Source organism: Halorubrum sp. GN11_10-6_MGM (assembly GCF_005435165.1).
Lineage (GTDB): Archaea > Halobacteriota > Halobacteria > Halobacteriales > Haloferacaceae > Halorubrum.
On the sequence record NZ_SGUC01000004.1, the window covers coordinates 100,693 to 117,053 of the forward strand.

Genomic DNA, 16,361 nt, shown 5'->3' on the forward strand with positions numbered 1-16,361 from the left:
ATGCGATCGGTGAGCAAGTACTTCGACGGGGGTGACACGGTCGCCAACTACAAGCTGGACATGGAGGTTGACGACGGTGAGTTCGTGGTGTTCCTCGGGCCGTCCGGCTGCGGAAAGACGACCGCGCTCCGGATGATCGCGGGGTTGGAGGACCCCTCCGAGGGGGAGATATACTTCGACGACGACCGGGTCGACGGGACGCCGCCCGCCGATCGCAACGTCGCGATGGTGTTCCAGAACTACGCGCTGTACCCCCACATGACCGTGCGGGAGAACATCGAGTACCCGCTGAAGGTCAGGGGCGTTCCGCCGGAGGAGCGCGACGAGCGGGTCGCGCAGGTCGCCGAGCTGCTCCACATCGAAGACCAGATGGAGAGCGACCCGGGCGAGATATCGGGCGGCCAGCGCCAGCGGACCTCGCTCGCGCGGGCGATCGTCCGAGAGCCGTCGGTGTTCCTGCTCGACGAGCCGCTCAGCAACCTCGACGCGAAGCTCCGCTTGGAGATGCGCTCGGAGCTCAAGCGCATCCAGAACGAGCTCGGGATCACGACCGTCTACGTCACGCACAACCAGGAGGAGGCGATGAGCATGGGCGACAAGATCGTCGTGTTGAACGACGGGACGATCCGGCAGGTCGCCGACCCGGAGGAGCTGTACCAGCGGCCGCGGACCACGTGGGTCGCGAAGTTCATCGGGTCGCCCCCGATGAACCTCTTCGAGGGCGAGAACCGCGACGGGCGCGTCCAGCTCGCCGAGGGGAACACTCTCCCGATGCCGGCGGAGACGTCGTCGCAGACCGTCTCGGTCGGGGTCCGCCCCGAGGACATCGACGTGTCGACCGACGCGCCCGACACGGAGTGGACGGTGCCGGGCACGGTGAAGACGGTCGAACCGCTCGGAGAGTACGTGCTTGTCAACGTCGAGGTGGGCGGTTCAGTGGTGAACGTCAAGGTCCCGCACACCAACGCGGTCGCCGGCGACCCGATCCACCTCACGTTCGACCCGACCGACGCGTACCTCTACGACGGAGACGGGGAGCTGGTGGCCTGATACCATGTCCGTCGGATCGTACCTCGAAGACAGGCTCGACCGCGACGTGGACGGAGAGAAGCTCACGGCGATCCTCGTGTTCATGCTCCCCGGCCTCACGCTGTTCGGGATCTTCTCCGTCGGCCCGATGCTCTACTCGGCCGTCGGGAGCTTCTTCACCTGGGACGGGTTCACGATCGGGCAGTTCGCCGGGTTCGAGACGTGGATCGCGACGCTCAACGACGACGCGATCATCAACTGGGACAACCTCCTCGCCTTAGAGTACCCGATGGGGGCGCTCCCGCAGAACATCATCTGGATGTTCGTCCACGTCCCGCTTAGCACCTTCCTCGGGCTCGGCCTCGCGCTGCTCTTCTCCGACCTGCGCGGCCGGAGCGTTCTCCGGTCGATGGTGTTCCTCGCGTTCACGACGCCCACCGTCGTCATCGGGCTCGTGCTGCTGTTCGTCTACGACCCGCAGGCCGGGATCTTCAACGAGCTGCTCCGGGTTATCGGACTGGAGGGACAGGTCCGAAACTGGACTCAGGAGCCGCAGATCGCGATCTACGCACTCATCGTCGGCGGCGTCTGGGTCCAGACCGGATTCAGCATGCTGCTGTACAGCTCCGCGCTCGCGGGGATCGACCCCGCGCTGCTGGAGTCCGCGCGCGTCGACGGCGCGGGACGGTTCCGTCGGTTCAAGGACATCATCTGGCCGCTGGTCAAGCCAGTGACGGCGGTCGTCGTGATCATGAGCATGATCTGGGTGATCCGGATCTTCGCCATCGTCTACGCGGCCGGGGGGCCGTCCGGCGGCCCAGGCGGGGCGTTCTCCGTACTCGGACTGGAGGTGTATCAGGCCGCATTCTCGGTCCCGATCGAGTACAGCAAGGCGATGGTCGTCGCGCTCATCGAGCTGGTGATCGCGCTCCCGATGGCGTGGTACATCGCGTCCATGGACTAACCGACAATGACTGACACACACAACGCAGACGGCTCGACCGACACGCACCGCCGAGACGACCCGACCGACGCCGAGCGCGGGACCGACGCCGACGGCGACCCGAAGACCGACGGCGGGCGCGTGTACCACGAGCCGCCGGAGACGGCACCGCTCTCCGACCGGAGCGCCCTCGAACGCGCCCGCGCGGCGGTTCCGAGCGGGCCGCGCGCGCTGCGGTACGCGGTCGCGATCGGCGTGGCGCTGCTGTGGCTCGTCCCGCTCGTCGGGCTGTTCATGGCCTCCGTCCGCCCGCTGGACCAGATCATTCAGGGCTGGTGGACGCTGGAGGGGATGACAGTCACCTTCGAGAACTACGCCCGCGCGTGGACGTTCCAGTCCGGGCCGATGCGGCAGGCGATGTACAACACGGCGATCGTCACGGTCCCGTCGGTGCTCGCCGTGACGCTGCTCGGGACGATGGTCGCGTACCCGTTCGCCCGGTTCGACTTCCCGCTGAAGACCGGGCTGTTCTTCCTGCTCATCGTCGTCATGGCCGCGCCGCCGGAGCTGGTGGCGATGGGCAACTACAACACGCTGCGGACGACCGGGCTGTTCGACACGTACATGGGGCTCATCCTCGTCCACATCGGCTGGGGGATGGGGTGGGTCGTCATGTTCCTCCGGAACTTCCTCCTCGGGCTCCCCGAGGAACTTGAGGAGGCGGCGCGGATCGACGGCGCCTCGCGCTACCAGATCTTCAAGTCGATCGTGTTGCCGTACTCCGCGCCGGCGCTCGTCTCGGTCGCGGTCATCCAGTTCACGTGGGTGTGGAACTCCTTCTTCTTCCCCCTCGTGTTCATGCGGTCCCGCGAGAACCAGCTCGCGCCGCAGGTGCTGCCGCTGATGAAGGGGCGCCTCCAGATCGACTGGGCGCTCGTCGCGGCCGGCTCGGTGCTGACGATGATCGTCCCGATCCTCCTGTTCGTCACGCTTCAGCGGTACTACAAGCAGGGGATGGTTGCTGCGGTCGCGGACTGACGCGGTCGCCGACTGCCGCGGTCGCAGCCGTTCGGACGGTTCGCGGTCGACGGTTCCGGACGGTTCGCGGTCGACGAGACGGTGACGACCCGCCCGGGCTCGTCGAGGAACGGCTTTTTTACGTTCCGGCTTCTGCGGCCGTTCATGCCGGGACGCTACGGTGATCTGAACTATCCGAAACTCACGAAACAGAGCTTCCTGTTCGGCGTCGGGCTGTTCGCGATCGGGGCGGCCGGCGAGCTGGCACTCTCGGCCAGCGGAGCGTCGGTGCCGGGATGGGAGCAGGCGCTGTTGCTCGACGCGGAACTGGTGGGCGTGGCAATCGCGTTGCTCGCTCCGTTCGTCTTCGGGATCTTCCTCCCGCTGACGGAGTAGCGGGAAACCCGAACCGAAAGCGCGGTGAAAAACGCCGTCTCAGTACGGCAGCACGCCGGTCACCGTGCCGAGCAGCGACACGCCGATCGCGAGTACCTGCGCGACGAAGAAGGCCTTCGAGGAGGCCCATCCGAAGTACAGCAGCGCCGCCATCGGAATCGCGCCGATGGCCGCCGGCCACGTACCCATGGTGAACAGGATCGCGAGGAGGCCGGTCGTCGCGAGGATGAGGACGTCCATCCCGAGCGAGACGAGGTTTCGGCGCCGCAGCTCCTCGGGGTCGAACATCCGCGCCAGCGACCCGCGCCGGTCGCTCCGGTCGTCCGCGGTCGACGTCGACTCCATCGTCAGTTACTCAGCGTCGACTCGTGGGCGTCGTCGAGCGCGCCGACGATGTCTTCGGTCGGCGTGTCGGGCGAGGCCCACAGGCCCTTGAGCTGCGACCAGAACTCCTCTTGGAACGGGTTCCCGAGCGCGTCGTCGAGGTCCGGCACGACCGTCACCTCGGCCGCGAGGTCGGGCAGGTTCGCCATGACCTCGATATCGTAGGCGTCGTCCGGGACCTGCGTGTTGGAGGCGATGAAGCCGCCCTCCTCGACCCACACCTGCTGGCCCTCGGCGGAGACGAACGAGCTCAGCGCGTCGCGGGCCGCGTCGACGTTGTCCGAGTACGTCGGCACGGTGAACCAGTTGACCGACGAGGAGATGCCGTCGACGCCGGGCAGGCGGAAGACGCCGAGGTCCGAGGGGTCCTGGACCGCGTCCTGCGCGGGCGTGAACGAGCCCATGAAGTACAGCGGAAGACTGTTGTCCCAGAAGTACTCGTACTGGACGCCGAAGTCGCGAGTCTGGCTGAAGTACCCCTCGTCGTGGAGCATCTTGATCTCGTCGAACGCCGCCGCGACTCGGTCGTCGGTCATGGAGGCGTCGCCGTCGATGAGCCCCTGCTGGAGTGCGGCGCCGTCCTCCTGCCGCATGAAGAAGCCCTCGGTGATGTCGCTGAGCGGCCAGCCGGTGCCGTTCCCGGAGGCGATGGGCGCGTCGACGCCCTCGATCGCGGCGATGTCGTCGAGCAGCGTCATGAACTCGTCCCAGCTCTCGGGCTCCGAGAGGCCGTGCTCCTCGAAGAACGACTGACGGTACCAGAAGCCGGGCTTGAGGTCCATTTTGAACGGCGCGGCGTACACGTCGCCGTCGACGGTCACCCGCGACGGGTCGACCGCGAAGTTCTCCGCGTCCCACGCGTCGCCGACCGGGGCGAGGTGGCCGTTCTGGGCGTCGGAGATGATCCGTGCCGGCGAGGGCATCACGACGATGTCCGCCGACGCGACGCCGGACTCGTAGTCCATCAGGGTGCCGGTGAGGAGGCTGTCGGTGTCGCGCGGGAAGTACTCCATGCTCATCCCGGTGTCCTCCTCCACGAAGCTCATCACGTTGCTGAACGACTCCTGCTCGCCGCCCGACCAGACGCCCGTGATCTCGAGGCTGTTCCCGCTCCCGCCGTCGCTCCCGTCTGACCCGTCGGACCCGTCGGACCCGTCACCGCCGTCCCCGCCGTTACCGGAACACCCGGCGAGTGCGACGCTGCCGAGCACCGACGCGGTGCCGGTCGTCTTCAGTACGCTCCGCCGCGTAGTACAGGATCGATCATCGGACATGTCGTCCCCAACGAGTTGGGCCACTTACTTCAAATTTTCTTATTAATTACCGCTATAGTTACTAATCACAATCGGACGGTTCCGAAACGCGATCACGGCTATTTATGGGCGTATCGGGGGGTAGTGGGTGTATGACGGACGGCGCCGACTCCACTCCCAACTCGTCGAACCGCCCGAATCTCGTCCTCGTTCACTGTCACGATCTCGGACAGCACCTCGGCTGTTACGGGGCCGACGTCGACACGCCGAACATCGACCGGATCGCGGCCGACGGGGCGCGGCTGGCGAACAGCTTCTGTTCGGCCCCGCAGTGTTCGCCGAGCCGGTCCAGCATGATGACCGGCCACTACCCGCACGAGAACGGCGTCATGGGGCTCGCACACATGGGCTGGGCGCTCGGTGACGACTGGGAGACCCTCCCGAAACGCCTCCGGAGGTCCGGGTACGAGACAGCCCTGCTCGGCTTCCAGCACGAGGTGCCCGACGAGCCCGAGCGGCTCGGGTACGAGTACGTCGACAGCGGGACGAAGCGCGCGCTCGAACTCGTCGACGTCGTCGACGACTTCCTCGCCGAGCGCGCGGACGCCGACGGCCCCTTCTTCGTCTCGATCGGTATCGAGGAGCCCCACCGCCCGTTCCGCCGGGAGTACCTCGACGACGAGACGTACGACGCGTACGACCCCGAGGAGGTCCCGCTCGACGACTTCCCGTACCTCCCGGACGCGCCCGGCGTCCGCGAGGACGTCGCCGACCTCCGGTCGGTCATCTCGGAGGTGCTCGACCCGGCGGTGGGTCGGTACCGCGAGTCGCTCGCCGACGCCGGGCTGGCCGAGGAGACCGTCTTCGTGTTCACGACCGACCACGGGCTGGCGATCCCCCGCGCGAAGGGCACCTGCTACGACCCCGGGATCGAGACGGCGCTCCTCGTCCACCAGCCGGGCGTCGTCGAGGGGGGCGACGTCCACGAGTCGCTCGTCACCAACGTCGACTTCACCCCGACGATGCTGGACCTGCTCGGCGTCGAGCCGCCGGCGGACGTCTCGGGCGAGTCGTTCGCGCCGCTGCTCCGCGGGGACCCCCACGACGGTCGCGACCGGCTGTTCGCCGAGATGACGTGGCACGACCGGTACAACCCGATCCGCGCGATTCGGACGGAGCGGTACAAGTACGTGCGAAACTTCTCGCTGCTGCCGGAGGTGTTCGTCCCGATGGACGTCGCGCCGACGGCCTCGGGCCGCGAGGTCCACGAGGAGTTCCACGTCCCGCAGCGTCCGACGGAGGAGCTGTACGACCTCGAAGCCGACCCGAGCGAGTCAGTGAACCTCGCCTCGGACAGGAAGCCGTTCGAGGCGGCGGCCGAGGCGAGCGAGCCGGACCCGGCCCACGCCGACGCCCTCGACCGGTTGCGCGACGAGCTGGAGGCGTGGATGGAGGCGTCCGACGACCCCCTCCTCGACGGCCCGGTCCCCTACCCCGACGTCGAGTGAGGCGCCCGGCGCGTCGTCGGCGGACGCGTCGGTCCGACTCGGTGATTTTTATACACCGACGTAGTTAATCGATCGTCATGGACACCGAGGAACTCCTGGAGACGCTCCAGGCGGCGGACCTCTCTTACTATCAGGCGAACGCGTACGTCACGCTGCTCGAACTGGGGACCGCCTCCGCGACGGAGGTCGCGCAGGCCAGCGACGTGCCCGACGCGCGGATCTACGACGTGCTCCGCGACCTCGACGACTTCGGATACGTGGAGCTGTACGAGCAGGAGACGTTCCAGGCACGCGCGACCGACCCCGAGACGATCGTCTCCGGGCTCACCGACCGCGCGACCGCCCTCGAATCGGCGGCCGAGGAGATCGAGGAGCGCTACGAGCGGCCGACCCTCGACACCCAGACGGTCAGCATCGTCAAGCGGTTCGACACCGTCCTCGAAGCGGCCCGGACGTTCGTGCGCGACGCCGAGACGCAGGTCCACGCGACGCTCACCCGCGACCAGTTCGAGGCGCTGCGCGGCGACCTCGTCGACGCCCGGAACCGCGGCGTCACGGTCAACGTCACCGTTCTCGCTCGCGAGGGCGACGAGCCGCTCGCGGACGCCGATTACGAGGGTGCCGTGAGCGCCGCACACCGCATCTCGCGGCCGGCCCCGTTCGTGCTCACCTCCGACCTCCGGCGCACGGCGTTCGCGCCGAACCCTGCCGCGGTCGAGGACTACGGGCTCATCCTCCGCAACCGGTCGTTCACGTACGTCTTCTTCTGGCATTTCCTGCTTTTCACCTGGCTCCCCTCTCCGGTCGTGTACGAGGCCGCCGCGGCCGGTCCGGAGCGGTACGCGGACATTCGACAGTTCCTGTTGGAGAACCGCGACCGGATCCGCGGCGACGAGCCCCTCCGCGTCGAGATCGAGGGTCGCGAGACCGAGAGCGACGGGTCCGTGACCATCTCCGGCGAGGTCGTCGACGCCGAACACCTCTCGGAGGTCGACCGCGGGGACGACCGCGCCCCGAGCGTGATGGCGCTGACCGGCACCGCCTCCATGGTCGTCGACGACGGGGAGACGCGGTGGACCGTCGGCGGCTGGGGCGCGACGTACGAGGACGTGGAGGCCGACCGGATCGAGGTGACGGGCGCCTCGACCGTGAACGAGGCCGAACCGGCCGAGTGAGGTCGACCCGACCCGATCCCGAACCGGTTCGAACCGCGCCGGACCGGGCCGGTCGACTTTTGCCCCTCCGCGCCCGAGCGAGCCCATGTCAATCGAACCCGACGAGGTCGCGGATCTCATCGAAGGGAACCTCCCGGACGCGGTCGCCCGAGTCACCGCTCCCCGTATCCACGACGACGAAGCGGAGGACGCCCACTTCGCGGCGGTCGTCGTCTCGCCCGCGTTCGAGGGCGAGTCGCTCGTCGACCAGCATCAGCTCGTGTACGACGCGGTCGGCGACCACATGACGCGGTCGGTCCACGCGCTGGAGATCAAGACGTACACGCCCGAGGCGTACGCCGAACACGGCGACGGCACCCTCGACGCCGACCTCCGGGAGGCCGGGCTGTTCCCGGTCGACGAGGCCTGAGCGCCGGATTCGACTCGGCACTTCCACGAACCCTCCACACCGATGCGCTCCGCCATCGCTCGCGCCCTCCGCGGGACCCTCGCCGCAGTCTCGCTGCTGGCGTTCGTCGGCCTCTTTCTCGCCCTCGAGGCGCGCGTCACGTCCCCTCCCGTCCTCGGCGGACTCCTCGCTGTCGGCACCGGCGCGCTGCTCGCGGCCGGCGGCCGGCCAGCGCTCCGACGGCTTCTCGGTCGCGCCGGTCGCGGCGACGACGCCGAAACCGCCCGCGACGACGATACCGGACCGGCCGGCGACGCGTGGCTCGACGAGGCCGACGACGACACGCCGTGGACCGACCGGTCCGATCGCGCGGGAGACGTCCCGGAGGCCGACTGGGCGCCCGCGCGGCTCGAACCCGCGCTCGGCGACGCGTGGAACCGATGGTCGGACGTCACGCTGACCGTCGGGCTGGCCGCGCTCGGCGTCGGATCGTTCGCGCTGCTCGCCGCCTATCCGGGAGAGAATCCCCCGCTCGGACTGCTGGTAACGGGGCTGTTCGGGATCAACGGGGCGCTCGTGTCGCTCGCGTTCGTATTTAAGTAAGAGCCGTTTAATCGGACCGCCGGTCAGCGTCGTCTCCCGTCTCGCCTTCGGCCGTTTCGTCCGGATCACGTGCGGAGTCGTCGCCAACAGCGCCGTCGTCGACCGAAACGCGGTCGGCCACCGCGTCGGCCAGCGGGTCGACGGTGACGGTCAGGCGGGCGACGAGGAACACCGCCGGGACGAGCGCGACGAACAGGAAGGCGGCGTCGTACGCCCACGCGCCGCCGCCGAGGAGCGGCGTCGCCACGCCCGCGAGCCCGCGGTACGCGACGAGGACGGCCCCGAAGGCGACGAGCCAGTAGGCGATCCCGCCGGCGTTCTCGGCGATTCGGTTCGACGGTGCGTCGCCGTCGGCGCGGGCTTCGCGCCCGCCGAGCGCGAGTCGCGTCAGCAGCGCGAACTTCGGGGCGGCGTACAGGAGGACGCCCGCCACCGCGAGCGCGACGACGGCGGTCGCGACCGCGGCGAACGTCACGGGCGCGAACGGGACGAGCCGGTCGACACCCGGCAGCAACGTGACGACCGCGAGGACCCCGACGACCGCCAGCGCGCCGATTAGGAGTCTGCTCGCGGACCGCACCGCGTCGCGGTCGAGTGCGCTTCCGATCGCTGCGTCGTTCGAGCTCATGTGCGCCCGGTCGTTGGCGACTGCCGGCCTTATAAGCGGGAAGCCGTTGTCCCGATTTTCGGCCGTTTCGCCCGATTTTCGTGTCGGCTCCGCGATCGGTGGTTGGTACCGAATAACTTGGTTGCGAATCACACGATTTTGCGGCGTTGACGGCTTCCAGTACCTTTTACAGCGTCTCGCGGGAAGGTTGGCGCATGGGTGACGACTACCGCACGGAGGAGGACAGCCTCGGCGAGATGCAGGTGCCGGCGGACGCCTACTGGGGCGCACAGACCCAGCGCGCCGTCGAGAACTTCCCGATTTCGGGGATTCCGATGAGCCGACGGTTCATCCGCGCGCTCGGCGTCGTGAAGAAGGCGGCCGCGCAGGCGAACCGCGATCTGGACCTCATCGAGGAGGACACCGCGGACGCGATCGTCGCGGCCGCCGACGAGGTGATCGCGGGCGAACACGACGACCAGTTCCCGGTCGACGTGTTCCAGACCGGCTCGGGGACCTCCTCGAACATGAACGCCAACGAGGTGATCGCCAACCGCGCCGCCGAGATCGCGGGCGCGGAGATCGGCGACCGCGTCGTCCACCCCAACGACCACGTCAACTACGGCCAGTCGTCGAACGACGTGATCCCCACGGCAATGCACGTCGCCGCGCTGGAGGCCGTCGAGAAGGACCTCGTGCCGGCCTTAGAGACGCTCCACGCGGAGCTGGAGGCGAAGGAGGCCGAGTTCGACGGCGTCGTCAAGACCGGCCGGACGCACCTCCAGGACGCGACCCCGATCCGGCTCGGGCAGGAGTTCGGCGGCTACCGGACGCAGGTCGCGAAGGGGATCGAGCGCGCCGAGGGCGTCCAGTCGAACCTCCGCGAGCTCGCCCTCGGCGGCACCGCGGTCGGGACGGGGCTCAACACCCACCCCGAGTTCCCCGAGCTGGCCGCGGAGTACATCTCCGACGAGACGAACACGACCTTCCGCGAGGCCGACAACCACTTCGAGGCGCAGGCCGCCCACGACGCGATGGCGGAGGGCCACGGCGCGCTCCGCACGATCGCCGGCAGCCTCAACAAGATGGCCAACGACCTGCGCCTGCTCGCCTCCGGCCCGCGCAACGGGCTCGGCGAGGTCGAACAGCCGGAGAACCAGCCCGGCTCCTCGATCATGCCCGGGAAGATCAATCCGGTCGTCGCCGAATCGGTCAACCAGGTCCACAAGCAGGTCGTGGGCAACGACGCCGCGGTCTCCGCGGGCGCCGCGCGCGGCGAGATCGACCTGAACCTGTACAAACCCGTCATCGCGCACAACTTCCTCGAATCGGCGGAGCTGCTCTCGAACGTCGCGGAGACGTTCGGCGAGCGCTTCGTCGGGAAGCTGGAGGCCAACGAGGAGTTCGCCCGCGAGCGCGTCGAGCAGTCGATGGCGCTGGCGACCGCGCTCAACCCCGCCATCGGCTACGACAAGGCCTCGAAGGTGGCGAAGAAGGCGCTCGCGGAGGGGAAATCGGTCAAGGAGGTCGCCGTGAGCGAGGGGTACCTCACCGAGGCGGAGGCCGAAGAGGTGCTCGACCCCGAGGCGATGACCCACCGCGTCATCCTCGGCGACGAGGACTGAGACGGCCGCGAGCGAGGCACTATCGGAATCCCCGATCGAAGCCGGCAGAACGTTTTTTGCGGGCGCGTGTGAGTGCCGGGCATGGCTGAGAGTGACTTACAGTCCGAGCAGGAGCCGCTGAAAAAGGAGTACGAGAAGAACCCCGAGGCGGCGCAGATCACGCTGTCGGCGACCGGCGAAGAGCAGGGCGACGCCCGGTCGTGTAGCGTCGACATCGGCCGAGCGATCTACGAGGCGGAGCTCCACGAGGGGGCCGGCGGCCCCGGCGGAGGGGCCTGCTCGGGCGACCTCCTGCTCGGCGCGCTGGCCGCCTGCTCCCAACTGACCGCGCAGGCCGTCGCCGAGAGCTTCGGGATCGACGCGGAGGTCAGCGTCGAGGCCAGCGGCGACCTCGACCTCCGCGGGACGATGGGCGTCGACGACGAGGCGCCAGTCGGGTTCGAGGACCTCCGCCTCGACGTCAGCGTCGACGGCGACGTCGACGAGGACACCCGCGCGGCGCTCAAAAAGTACACCGAGAAGTACTGCGTCGTCTACCAGACGCTGGCGGATCCGCCGGACGTCGAGACGACGTGGACGTTCGACTGACTGAGGCGCCGCGCTCGACGCCGCGGCGACCGCGCGGCCGCGCCGTTCGCGCCGAATCGGAACCATTTAAGCCGCAGTCCGTACCGATCCCACACGGATGAAACTTCACGAGTATCAAGCGAAGTCTATCTTCGCGGACGCCGGGATCCCGGTTCCGGACTCCCGGCTCGCGACGAGCGTCGACGAGGCGCTCGACGCCGTCGACGAGATCGGCTACCCGGCCGCGATCAAGGCGCAGGTCCACGTGGGGGGCCGCGGCAAGGCCGGCGGCATCAAGATCGCGACGGACCGCGAGGAGGCCGAGCAGTACGCCGACGAGATCCTCGGGATGGACCTCAAGGGGTACACCGTCGATCAGGTCCTCGTCGAGGCGGGCGTCGACTTCGTCGACGAGCTGTACGTCGGCGTCACGATGGACCGCGGCGAGGGGAAGCCGGTCCTGATGGTGTCGACCGAGGGCGGCGTGAACATCGAGGAGGTCGCCGAGGAGAATCCCGACGCCATCGCGCGCGAGCACGTCGACCCCGCGTTCGGGCTCCACCCGTACCAGGCCCGGAAGGTCGTCTACGAGGCCGGCGTCGACGCCGACGTCGCGCTCGACGTGGCCTCGATCCTCTCGACGCTGTACGACCTCTACGAGGAGAACGACGCCTCCGAGATCGAGGTCAACCCCGTCATGATCACGGGCGACCGCGACGTGGTCGCGGCCGACGCCGTGATGAACATCGACGAGGACGCGCTGTTCCGCCAGCCCGACCTCGCCGAGATGGCCGAGGCGTCCTACGAGGACGACCTCGAACGCAAGGCCGGCGAGTACGGCTTCGACTACGTCCGGCTGTCGGGCAACGTCGGCATCATCGGCAACGGCGCCGGGCTCGTGATGACGACGCTCGACCTCGTGGACTACTACGGCGGCGCGCCCGCCAACTTCCTCGACATCGGGGGCGGCGCGAAGGCCGAGCGCGTCGCGAACGCGCTCGACATGGTGTTCTCCGACGACAACGTCGACGCGGTCGTCTTCAACATCTTCGGCGGGATCACCCGCGGCGACGAGGTCGCCAAGGGGATCAACGAGGCCTTAGAGCAGTTCGACGAGATCCCGAAGAAGGTGGTCGTCCGGCTCGCCGGCACGAACGCCGAGGAGGGGATGGAGATCTTGAACACCGACCTCGTCGAGGTCGAGAAGACGCTGGAGGACGCGGTCCAGCGCGCTGTCGCGAACGCCGAGGAGGTGACCCAATGAGTATTTTCGTCGACGACGACACCAGAGTAGTTGTCCAAGGTATCACCGGCGGGGAAGGGAAGTTCCACGCCGGCCAGATGATCGAGTACGGCACGAACGTCGTCGCGGGCGCGGTGCCCGGCAAGGGCGGTCAGGAGGTCGACGGCGTCCCCGTCTACGACACCGTCGACGAGGCCGTCGACGCCGAGGACGCCGACGCCTCCGTCATCTTCGTGCCGCCGGCGTTCGCCGCGGACGCGATCTTCGAGTCGCTCGACACCGACCTCGATCTGGCGGTCGCGATCACCGAGGGGATCCCGACGCAGGACATGGCGAAGGTGAACAAGCGGCTGAGCGAGACCGACACCCGCCTCATCGGGCCGAACTGTCCCGGCATCATCACGCCCGGCGAGGCGAAGCTCGGCATCCTGCCGGGGAACATCTTCTCGGAGGGTAACGTCGGGCTCGTCTCCCGCTCCGGCACGCTCACCTACCAGGTCGTCGACAACCTCACCGAGCGCGGCCTCGGCCAGTCGACCGCGATCGGTATCGGCGGCGACCCGATCATCGGCACCTCCTTCGTCGACGCCCTGGAGGCGTTCGAGGCGGACCCCGACACCGACGCCGTCGTGATGTGCGGGGAGATCGGCGGGGAGGACGAGGAGCAGGCCGCCCGCTTCATCGGTGAGCACATGGACACGCCGGTCGCCGGCTTCATCGCCGGCCGCACGGCGCCGCCGGGCAAGCGCATGGGCCACGCGGGCGCCATCGTCTCCGGTTCCGGCACCGGCACGGCGCAGTCGAAGATCGACGCGCTGAACGACGCGGGCGTCCCCGTCGGCGACACTCCCGAGGAGGTCGCCGACCACGTCGAGGACTTCCTGTAGGCGCTCGCGCACCGCGGTCGCGGGCCGACCTCCGACGGTTCCCGATTTTCAATTTCGGTACCCGAAGCGAAAGCTAAAATTACCGGTAGGGAAACACACGCACATGAATTCCGGTCCCGACGACTCGCAGTCCGATGCCGGTGCGGCCGCACGCGACGCGTCGGGATCGCTAGTGACCGCGAGTCGCATCCTGTTCGTCGACGACGAACCGGGGGCGGCGGACCTCGCCGCGACCCACGTCGAGCGGCTCGTGGACGGGATCGAGACCGTGACGCGGCTGTCGCCGGACGAGGGGCTGGACGTAGTCTGCGAGGGGTGCGTCGACTGCGTCGTCAGCGACTTCGACATGCCGGGGTCCAACGGGCTCGAATTCCTCGAATCGGTCCGCGAGGTCGACCCCGAACTTCCCTTCGTGCTGTTCACCGGGAAGGGGAGCGAGGAGATCGCGAGCGAGGCCATCTCCGCCGGCGTCACGGACTACCTCCAGAAGGGCGCCGGCCGCGACCGATACGAGATGCTCGCCAACAGCGTCGCGAACGCGCTCGGTCGCCGTCGGGCCGAGCGCGACCTCCGCGAGGTGAACGCGAAGGTGACGGCGATCCACGAGTTCGCGACGGAGCTGGCGTCGGTGACCGATATCGAGACGGTGTTCGATCGCACGGTCGACGCGGCCGAGGAGATACTGGAGTTCGACCGGTGCGTCACCGCGCGCCGCTGCGGCGACCGGGTCGTCCCGGTCGTCCTCTCCGAGAGCGTCACCGAGGACGAGGTCCGGACGTTCGACGTCGGCGAGGGGGTCGTCGGGACGACGGTCGCCGAGGAGGAGACGATAGTGGTAGACAATCTCAGCGTCGACCCCGCGGACCCGGACGACTTGGAGGACCCCGCCTCCCCGGGTCGGACGTCGACCCGAGCGAACCGGCGGGAGGGGTCGGCGGTGGCGGACCCGGTCGCCGACGACATCCGGTCGGCGATCAGCGTCCCGATCGGCTCTCACGGCGTACTCCAGGCCGTCTCGAACGGCTACGCCGCGTTCGACGAGCACGACGTCGAGGTCGCCGAGCTGCTGGCGGCCCACGCGGCCAACGCCATCGAACAGATCGAGACCGAGAACGCGCTTCGGCGGGAGCGCGACCGGCTGACCGCGCTGTTCCACGACCTCCCGCTTCCGGCGGTTCGAACCGTCCCGACGGCCGAGGGCGGGCGTCGCCTCGACGCCGCCAACGAGGCGTTCGAGGAGACGTTCGGATACGGCGCAGACAGTGAGTACGAAGCGGTCCGCGACGAGATCATCCCCGACGGCGCCGACCGGCTCCACCCGGGGCCGGTGCTCGAACGCGACGAACCCGAGCGGCTCGAGGTGCGCCGCCGGACCCCCGACGGGATGCGCGACTTCATCCTTCACGTCATCCCGGTCAAGCAGTCGGACGAGACCGTCATCTACAGCGTCTACGCCGACATCGACGACCAGAAACGCGTCGAGCGGACGCTGCGCCGGCTCCACGCGACGACCCGCGAGATGTTCGGCGGCGAGGACCGCGAGGAAATCGCCGCGGTGGCGACGCGCGCGGCGATCGACATCCTGGAGTTCCCGAGCAGCGGCGTCCGGCTGTACGACCCCGAGACGAACGTCCTGCTCCCGACCGCCATAAGCGAGGAGGCGACCGCGGCGCTCGGCGAGCGGCCCGCCTTCGGTCCGGGCGACGGACGGGTCTGGGAGGCGTTCGAGTCCGGACAGCCGATCGTGGTCGACGACCTCGACGCGGTCGACACCGCGGTCGGATACGGCGAGCATCGGAGCCTCCTCGCGGTCCCGCTCGGCGAGCACGGCGTGATGCCATTAGGCTCGCGCAAGCCGGGGTTCTTCGACGAGACGGACGTCCAGCTCGCCCGCGTGCTCGCCGCGAACGTCACGGTGGCGCTCGACCACGCCCAACGGACCGAACAGCTGCGCGACCGCGACGCCGCGCTTCAGCGGGAGATCGACCGGTTAGAGAAGTTCGCCGGCCTCGTCTCTCACGACCTCCGGAACCCCCTCAACGTCGCCGCCGGCCGGACCGAACTGGCCGCGTCGCTGACCGACGACCCGGCCGTCCTCGACGAGCTCGACCGGGTCAAGGACGCGCACGAGCGGATGACACAACTGATAGACGACCTCCTCGCGCTGGCGCGACAGGGCCGGACGGTCGACGAGATCGCGTCCGTCCCGCTGGACGAGGCCGCCGAGCGCGCGTGGCGCACCGTCGACACCGGGGACGCGACGCTCGACGTCTCGGCGGCGACGTCCGCGGTCGAGGCGGACCCGGAGCGACTCCGCACCCTGTTCGAGAATCTGTTTACGAACAGTGTCGAGCACGGCTCGACTAGCAGCCGGACTTCGTCCGGCGACAGCGTGGAACACGGCTCGGACCGAGACGACGACGCCCGGACGGCCGGGGATCTCACCGTCACCGTCGGGTCGCTCCCGGACGGGTTCTACGTCGCGGACGACGGGAGCGGCTTCGACATCGATCCGGACGAGGCGACGGAGTACGGGCGTTCGAGCACGGCGGACGGGACGGGGTTCGGTCTCGCGATCGTGCGCGAGATAACGGCCGCACACGGCTGGGAGCTGTCGATCGACGGGGGCGACGCCGACGGCGCGGACGGCGCTCGGTTCGAGTTCCGGGGGCAGAACTGATATATAAAAACCCGGTTGGCGTGCGCAGGTGGCGCACAGGCGGGCCACGGTTATGC

Annotated in this window: 16 protein-coding genes; 13 read left to right on the forward strand and 3 right to left on the reverse strand. The window is 68.8% G+C overall.

Annotated features, from left to right (window positions below; translation table 11 throughout):
• From EXE46_RS03560 to EXE46_RS03575, 4 genes are all read left to right on the forward strand, one after another.
• The gene (locus EXE46_RS03560; protein WP_137687166.1) at positions 1 to 1,050 is read left to right on the forward strand and encodes an ABC transporter ATP-binding protein; all 1,050 of its coding nucleotides are present in this window, start codon (positions 1 to 3) and stop codon (positions 1,048 to 1,050) included.
• Between the two features lie 4 nt (positions 1,051 to 1,054).
• The gene (locus tag EXE46_RS03565) at positions 1,055 to 1,993 is read left to right on the forward strand and encodes a carbohydrate ABC transporter permease (RefSeq protein WP_137687125.1); all 939 of its coding nucleotides are present in this window, start codon (positions 1,055 to 1,057) and stop codon (positions 1,991 to 1,993) included.
• A 6-nt stretch (positions 1,994 to 1,999) separates the two neighbouring features.
• Positions 2,000 to 3,010, forward strand: coding sequence for a carbohydrate ABC transporter permease (locus EXE46_RS03570; protein ID WP_137687126.1), 1,011 nt, complete (start codon positions 2,000 to 2,002; stop codon positions 3,008 to 3,010).
• A 144-nt stretch (positions 3,011 to 3,154) separates the two neighbouring features.
• Positions 3,155 to 3,385, forward strand: coding sequence for a hypothetical protein (locus EXE46_RS03575; RefSeq protein ID WP_137687127.1), 231 nt, complete (start codon positions 3,155 to 3,157; stop codon positions 3,383 to 3,385).
• Positions 3,386 to 3,424: 39 nt separating this feature from the next.
• Here the strand turns inward: EXE46_RS03575 and EXE46_RS03580 are convergent, their stop codons facing one another.
• Both EXE46_RS03580 and EXE46_RS03585 read right to left on the reverse strand, forming a co-directional pair.
• Positions 3,425 to 3,730: a hypothetical protein gene (locus tag EXE46_RS03580; RefSeq protein WP_137687128.1), complete on the reverse strand. Its 306-nt coding sequence runs from the start codon at positions 3,728 to 3,730 to the stop codon at positions 3,425 to 3,427.
• Positions 3,731 to 3,732: 2 nt separating this feature from the next.
• Positions 3,733 to 4,980 (reverse strand): ABC transporter substrate-binding protein, encoded by a 1,248-nt coding sequence (locus EXE46_RS03585; protein ID WP_137687167.1) that lies wholly within the window; start codon positions 4,978 to 4,980, stop codon positions 3,733 to 3,735.
• A gap of 194 nt (positions 4,981 to 5,174) precedes the next feature.
• On the opposite strand from EXE46_RS03585, the gene EXE46_RS03590 reads away from it, so the two are divergent.
• The 4 genes from EXE46_RS03590 to EXE46_RS03605 all read left to right on the forward strand — a co-directional run bounded on the left by EXE46_RS03590 (position 5,175) and on the right by EXE46_RS03605 (position 8,696).
• Positions 5,175 to 6,530, forward strand: a complete 1,356-nt coding sequence (locus EXE46_RS03590; protein WP_137687129.1) for a sulfatase — start codon at positions 5,175 to 5,177, stop codon at positions 6,528 to 6,530.
• A 77-nt stretch (positions 6,531 to 6,607) separates the two neighbouring features.
• Positions 6,608 to 7,705: a TrmB family transcriptional regulator gene (locus EXE46_RS03595; RefSeq protein WP_137687130.1), complete on the forward strand. Its 1,098-nt coding sequence runs from the start codon at positions 6,608 to 6,610 to the stop codon at positions 7,703 to 7,705.
• Between the two features lie 85 nt (positions 7,706 to 7,790).
• The gene (locus EXE46_RS03600) at positions 7,791 to 8,114 is read left to right on the forward strand and encodes a BolA family protein (RefSeq protein WP_137687131.1); all 324 of its coding nucleotides are present in this window, start codon (positions 7,791 to 7,793) and stop codon (positions 8,112 to 8,114) included.
• 42 nt (positions 8,115 to 8,156) lie between these two features.
• Positions 8,157 to 8,696: a hypothetical protein gene (locus EXE46_RS03605; RefSeq protein WP_137687132.1), complete on the forward strand. Its 540-nt coding sequence runs from the start codon at positions 8,157 to 8,159 to the stop codon at positions 8,694 to 8,696.
• Between the two features lie 7 nt (positions 8,697 to 8,703).
• Here the strand turns inward: EXE46_RS03605 and EXE46_RS03610 are convergent, their stop codons facing one another.
• Complete coding sequence (locus tag EXE46_RS03610) at positions 8,704 to 9,324, reverse strand: hypothetical protein (RefSeq protein ID WP_137687133.1); 621 nt, start codon at positions 9,322 to 9,324, stop codon at positions 8,704 to 8,706.
• A 194-nt stretch (positions 9,325 to 9,518) separates the two neighbouring features.
• On the opposite strand from EXE46_RS03610, the gene EXE46_RS03615 reads away from it, so the two are divergent.
• From EXE46_RS03615 to EXE46_RS03635, 5 genes are all read left to right on the forward strand, one after another.
• Positions 9,519 to 10,928, forward strand: a complete 1,410-nt coding sequence (locus EXE46_RS03615; RefSeq protein ID WP_137687134.1) for an aspartate ammonia-lyase — start codon at positions 9,519 to 9,521, stop codon at positions 10,926 to 10,928.
• 81 nt (positions 10,929 to 11,009) lie between these two features.
• The gene (locus tag EXE46_RS03620; protein ID WP_137687135.1) at positions 11,010 to 11,516 is read left to right on the forward strand and encodes an OsmC family protein; all 507 of its coding nucleotides are present in this window, start codon (positions 11,010 to 11,012) and stop codon (positions 11,514 to 11,516) included.
• 97 nt (positions 11,517 to 11,613) lie between these two features.
• Positions 11,614 to 12,759, forward strand: a complete 1,146-nt coding sequence (sucC, locus tag EXE46_RS03625) for an ADP-forming succinate--CoA ligase subunit beta (protein WP_137687136.1) — start codon at positions 11,614 to 11,616, stop codon at positions 12,757 to 12,759.
• A complete protein-coding gene (gene sucD, locus EXE46_RS03630) occupies positions 12,756 to 13,625 on the forward strand; it encodes a succinate--CoA ligase subunit alpha (RefSeq protein ID WP_137687137.1) in 870 nt (289 codons plus the stop codon). Before sucC ends, sucD begins: the two co-directional genes overlap by 4 nt.
• A 103-nt stretch (positions 13,626 to 13,728) precedes the next feature.
• Entirely contained in the window at positions 13,729 to 16,305 is a 2,577-nt protein-coding gene (locus EXE46_RS03635; RefSeq protein WP_137687138.1) for a GAF domain-containing protein, read from the forward strand.
• The last annotated feature ends 56 nt before the right edge of the window (positions 16,306 to 16,361 follow it).

Coding starts and splice junctions, on each gene's coding strand:
- EXE46_RS03600 (WP_137687131.1), top strand. CDS start 7,791: ATGTCAATCGAACCCGACGAGGTCGCGGATCTCATCGAAGGGAACCTC.
- EXE46_RS03610 (WP_137687133.1), bottom strand. CDS start 9,324: ATGAGCTCGAACGACGCAGCGATCGGAAGCGCACTCGACCGCGACGCG.
- sucD (WP_137687137.1), top strand. CDS start 12,756: ATGAGTATTTTCGTCGACGACGACACCAGAGTAGTTGTCCAAGGTATC.
- EXE46_RS03605 (WP_137687132.1), top strand. CDS start 8,157: ATGCGCTCCGCCATCGCTCGCGCCCTCCGCGGGACCCTCGCCGCAGTC.
- EXE46_RS03595 (WP_137687130.1), top strand. CDS start 6,608: ATGGACACCGAGGAACTCCTGGAGACGCTCCAGGCGGCGGACCTCTCT.
- EXE46_RS03565 (WP_137687125.1), top strand. CDS start 1,055: ATGTCCGTCGGATCGTACCTCGAAGACAGGCTCGACCGCGACGTGGAC.
- EXE46_RS03560 (WP_137687166.1), top strand. CDS start 1: ATGCGATCGGTGAGCAAGTACTTCGACGGGGGTGACACGGTCGCCAAC.
- EXE46_RS03575 (WP_137687127.1), top strand. CDS start 3,155: ATGCCGGGACGCTACGGTGATCTGAACTATCCGAAACTCACGAAACAG.
- EXE46_RS03570 (WP_137687126.1), top strand. CDS start 2,000: ATGACTGACACACACAACGCAGACGGCTCGACCGACACGCACCGCCGA.
- EXE46_RS03615 (WP_137687134.1), top strand. CDS start 9,519: ATGGGTGACGACTACCGCACGGAGGAGGACAGCCTCGGCGAGATGCAG.
- sucC (WP_137687136.1), top strand. CDS start 11,614: ATGAAACTTCACGAGTATCAAGCGAAGTCTATCTTCGCGGACGCCGGG.
- EXE46_RS03590 (WP_137687129.1), top strand. CDS start 5,175: ATGACGGACGGCGCCGACTCCACTCCCAACTCGTCGAACCGCCCGAAT.
- EXE46_RS03620 (WP_137687135.1), top strand. CDS start 11,010: ATGGCTGAGAGTGACTTACAGTCCGAGCAGGAGCCGCTGAAAAAGGAG.
- EXE46_RS03635 (WP_137687138.1), top strand. CDS start 13,729: ATGAATTCCGGTCCCGACGACTCGCAGTCCGATGCCGGTGCGGCCGCA.
- EXE46_RS03580 (WP_137687128.1), bottom strand. CDS start 3,730: ATGGAGTCGACGTCGACCGCGGACGACCGGAGCGACCGGCGCGGGTCG.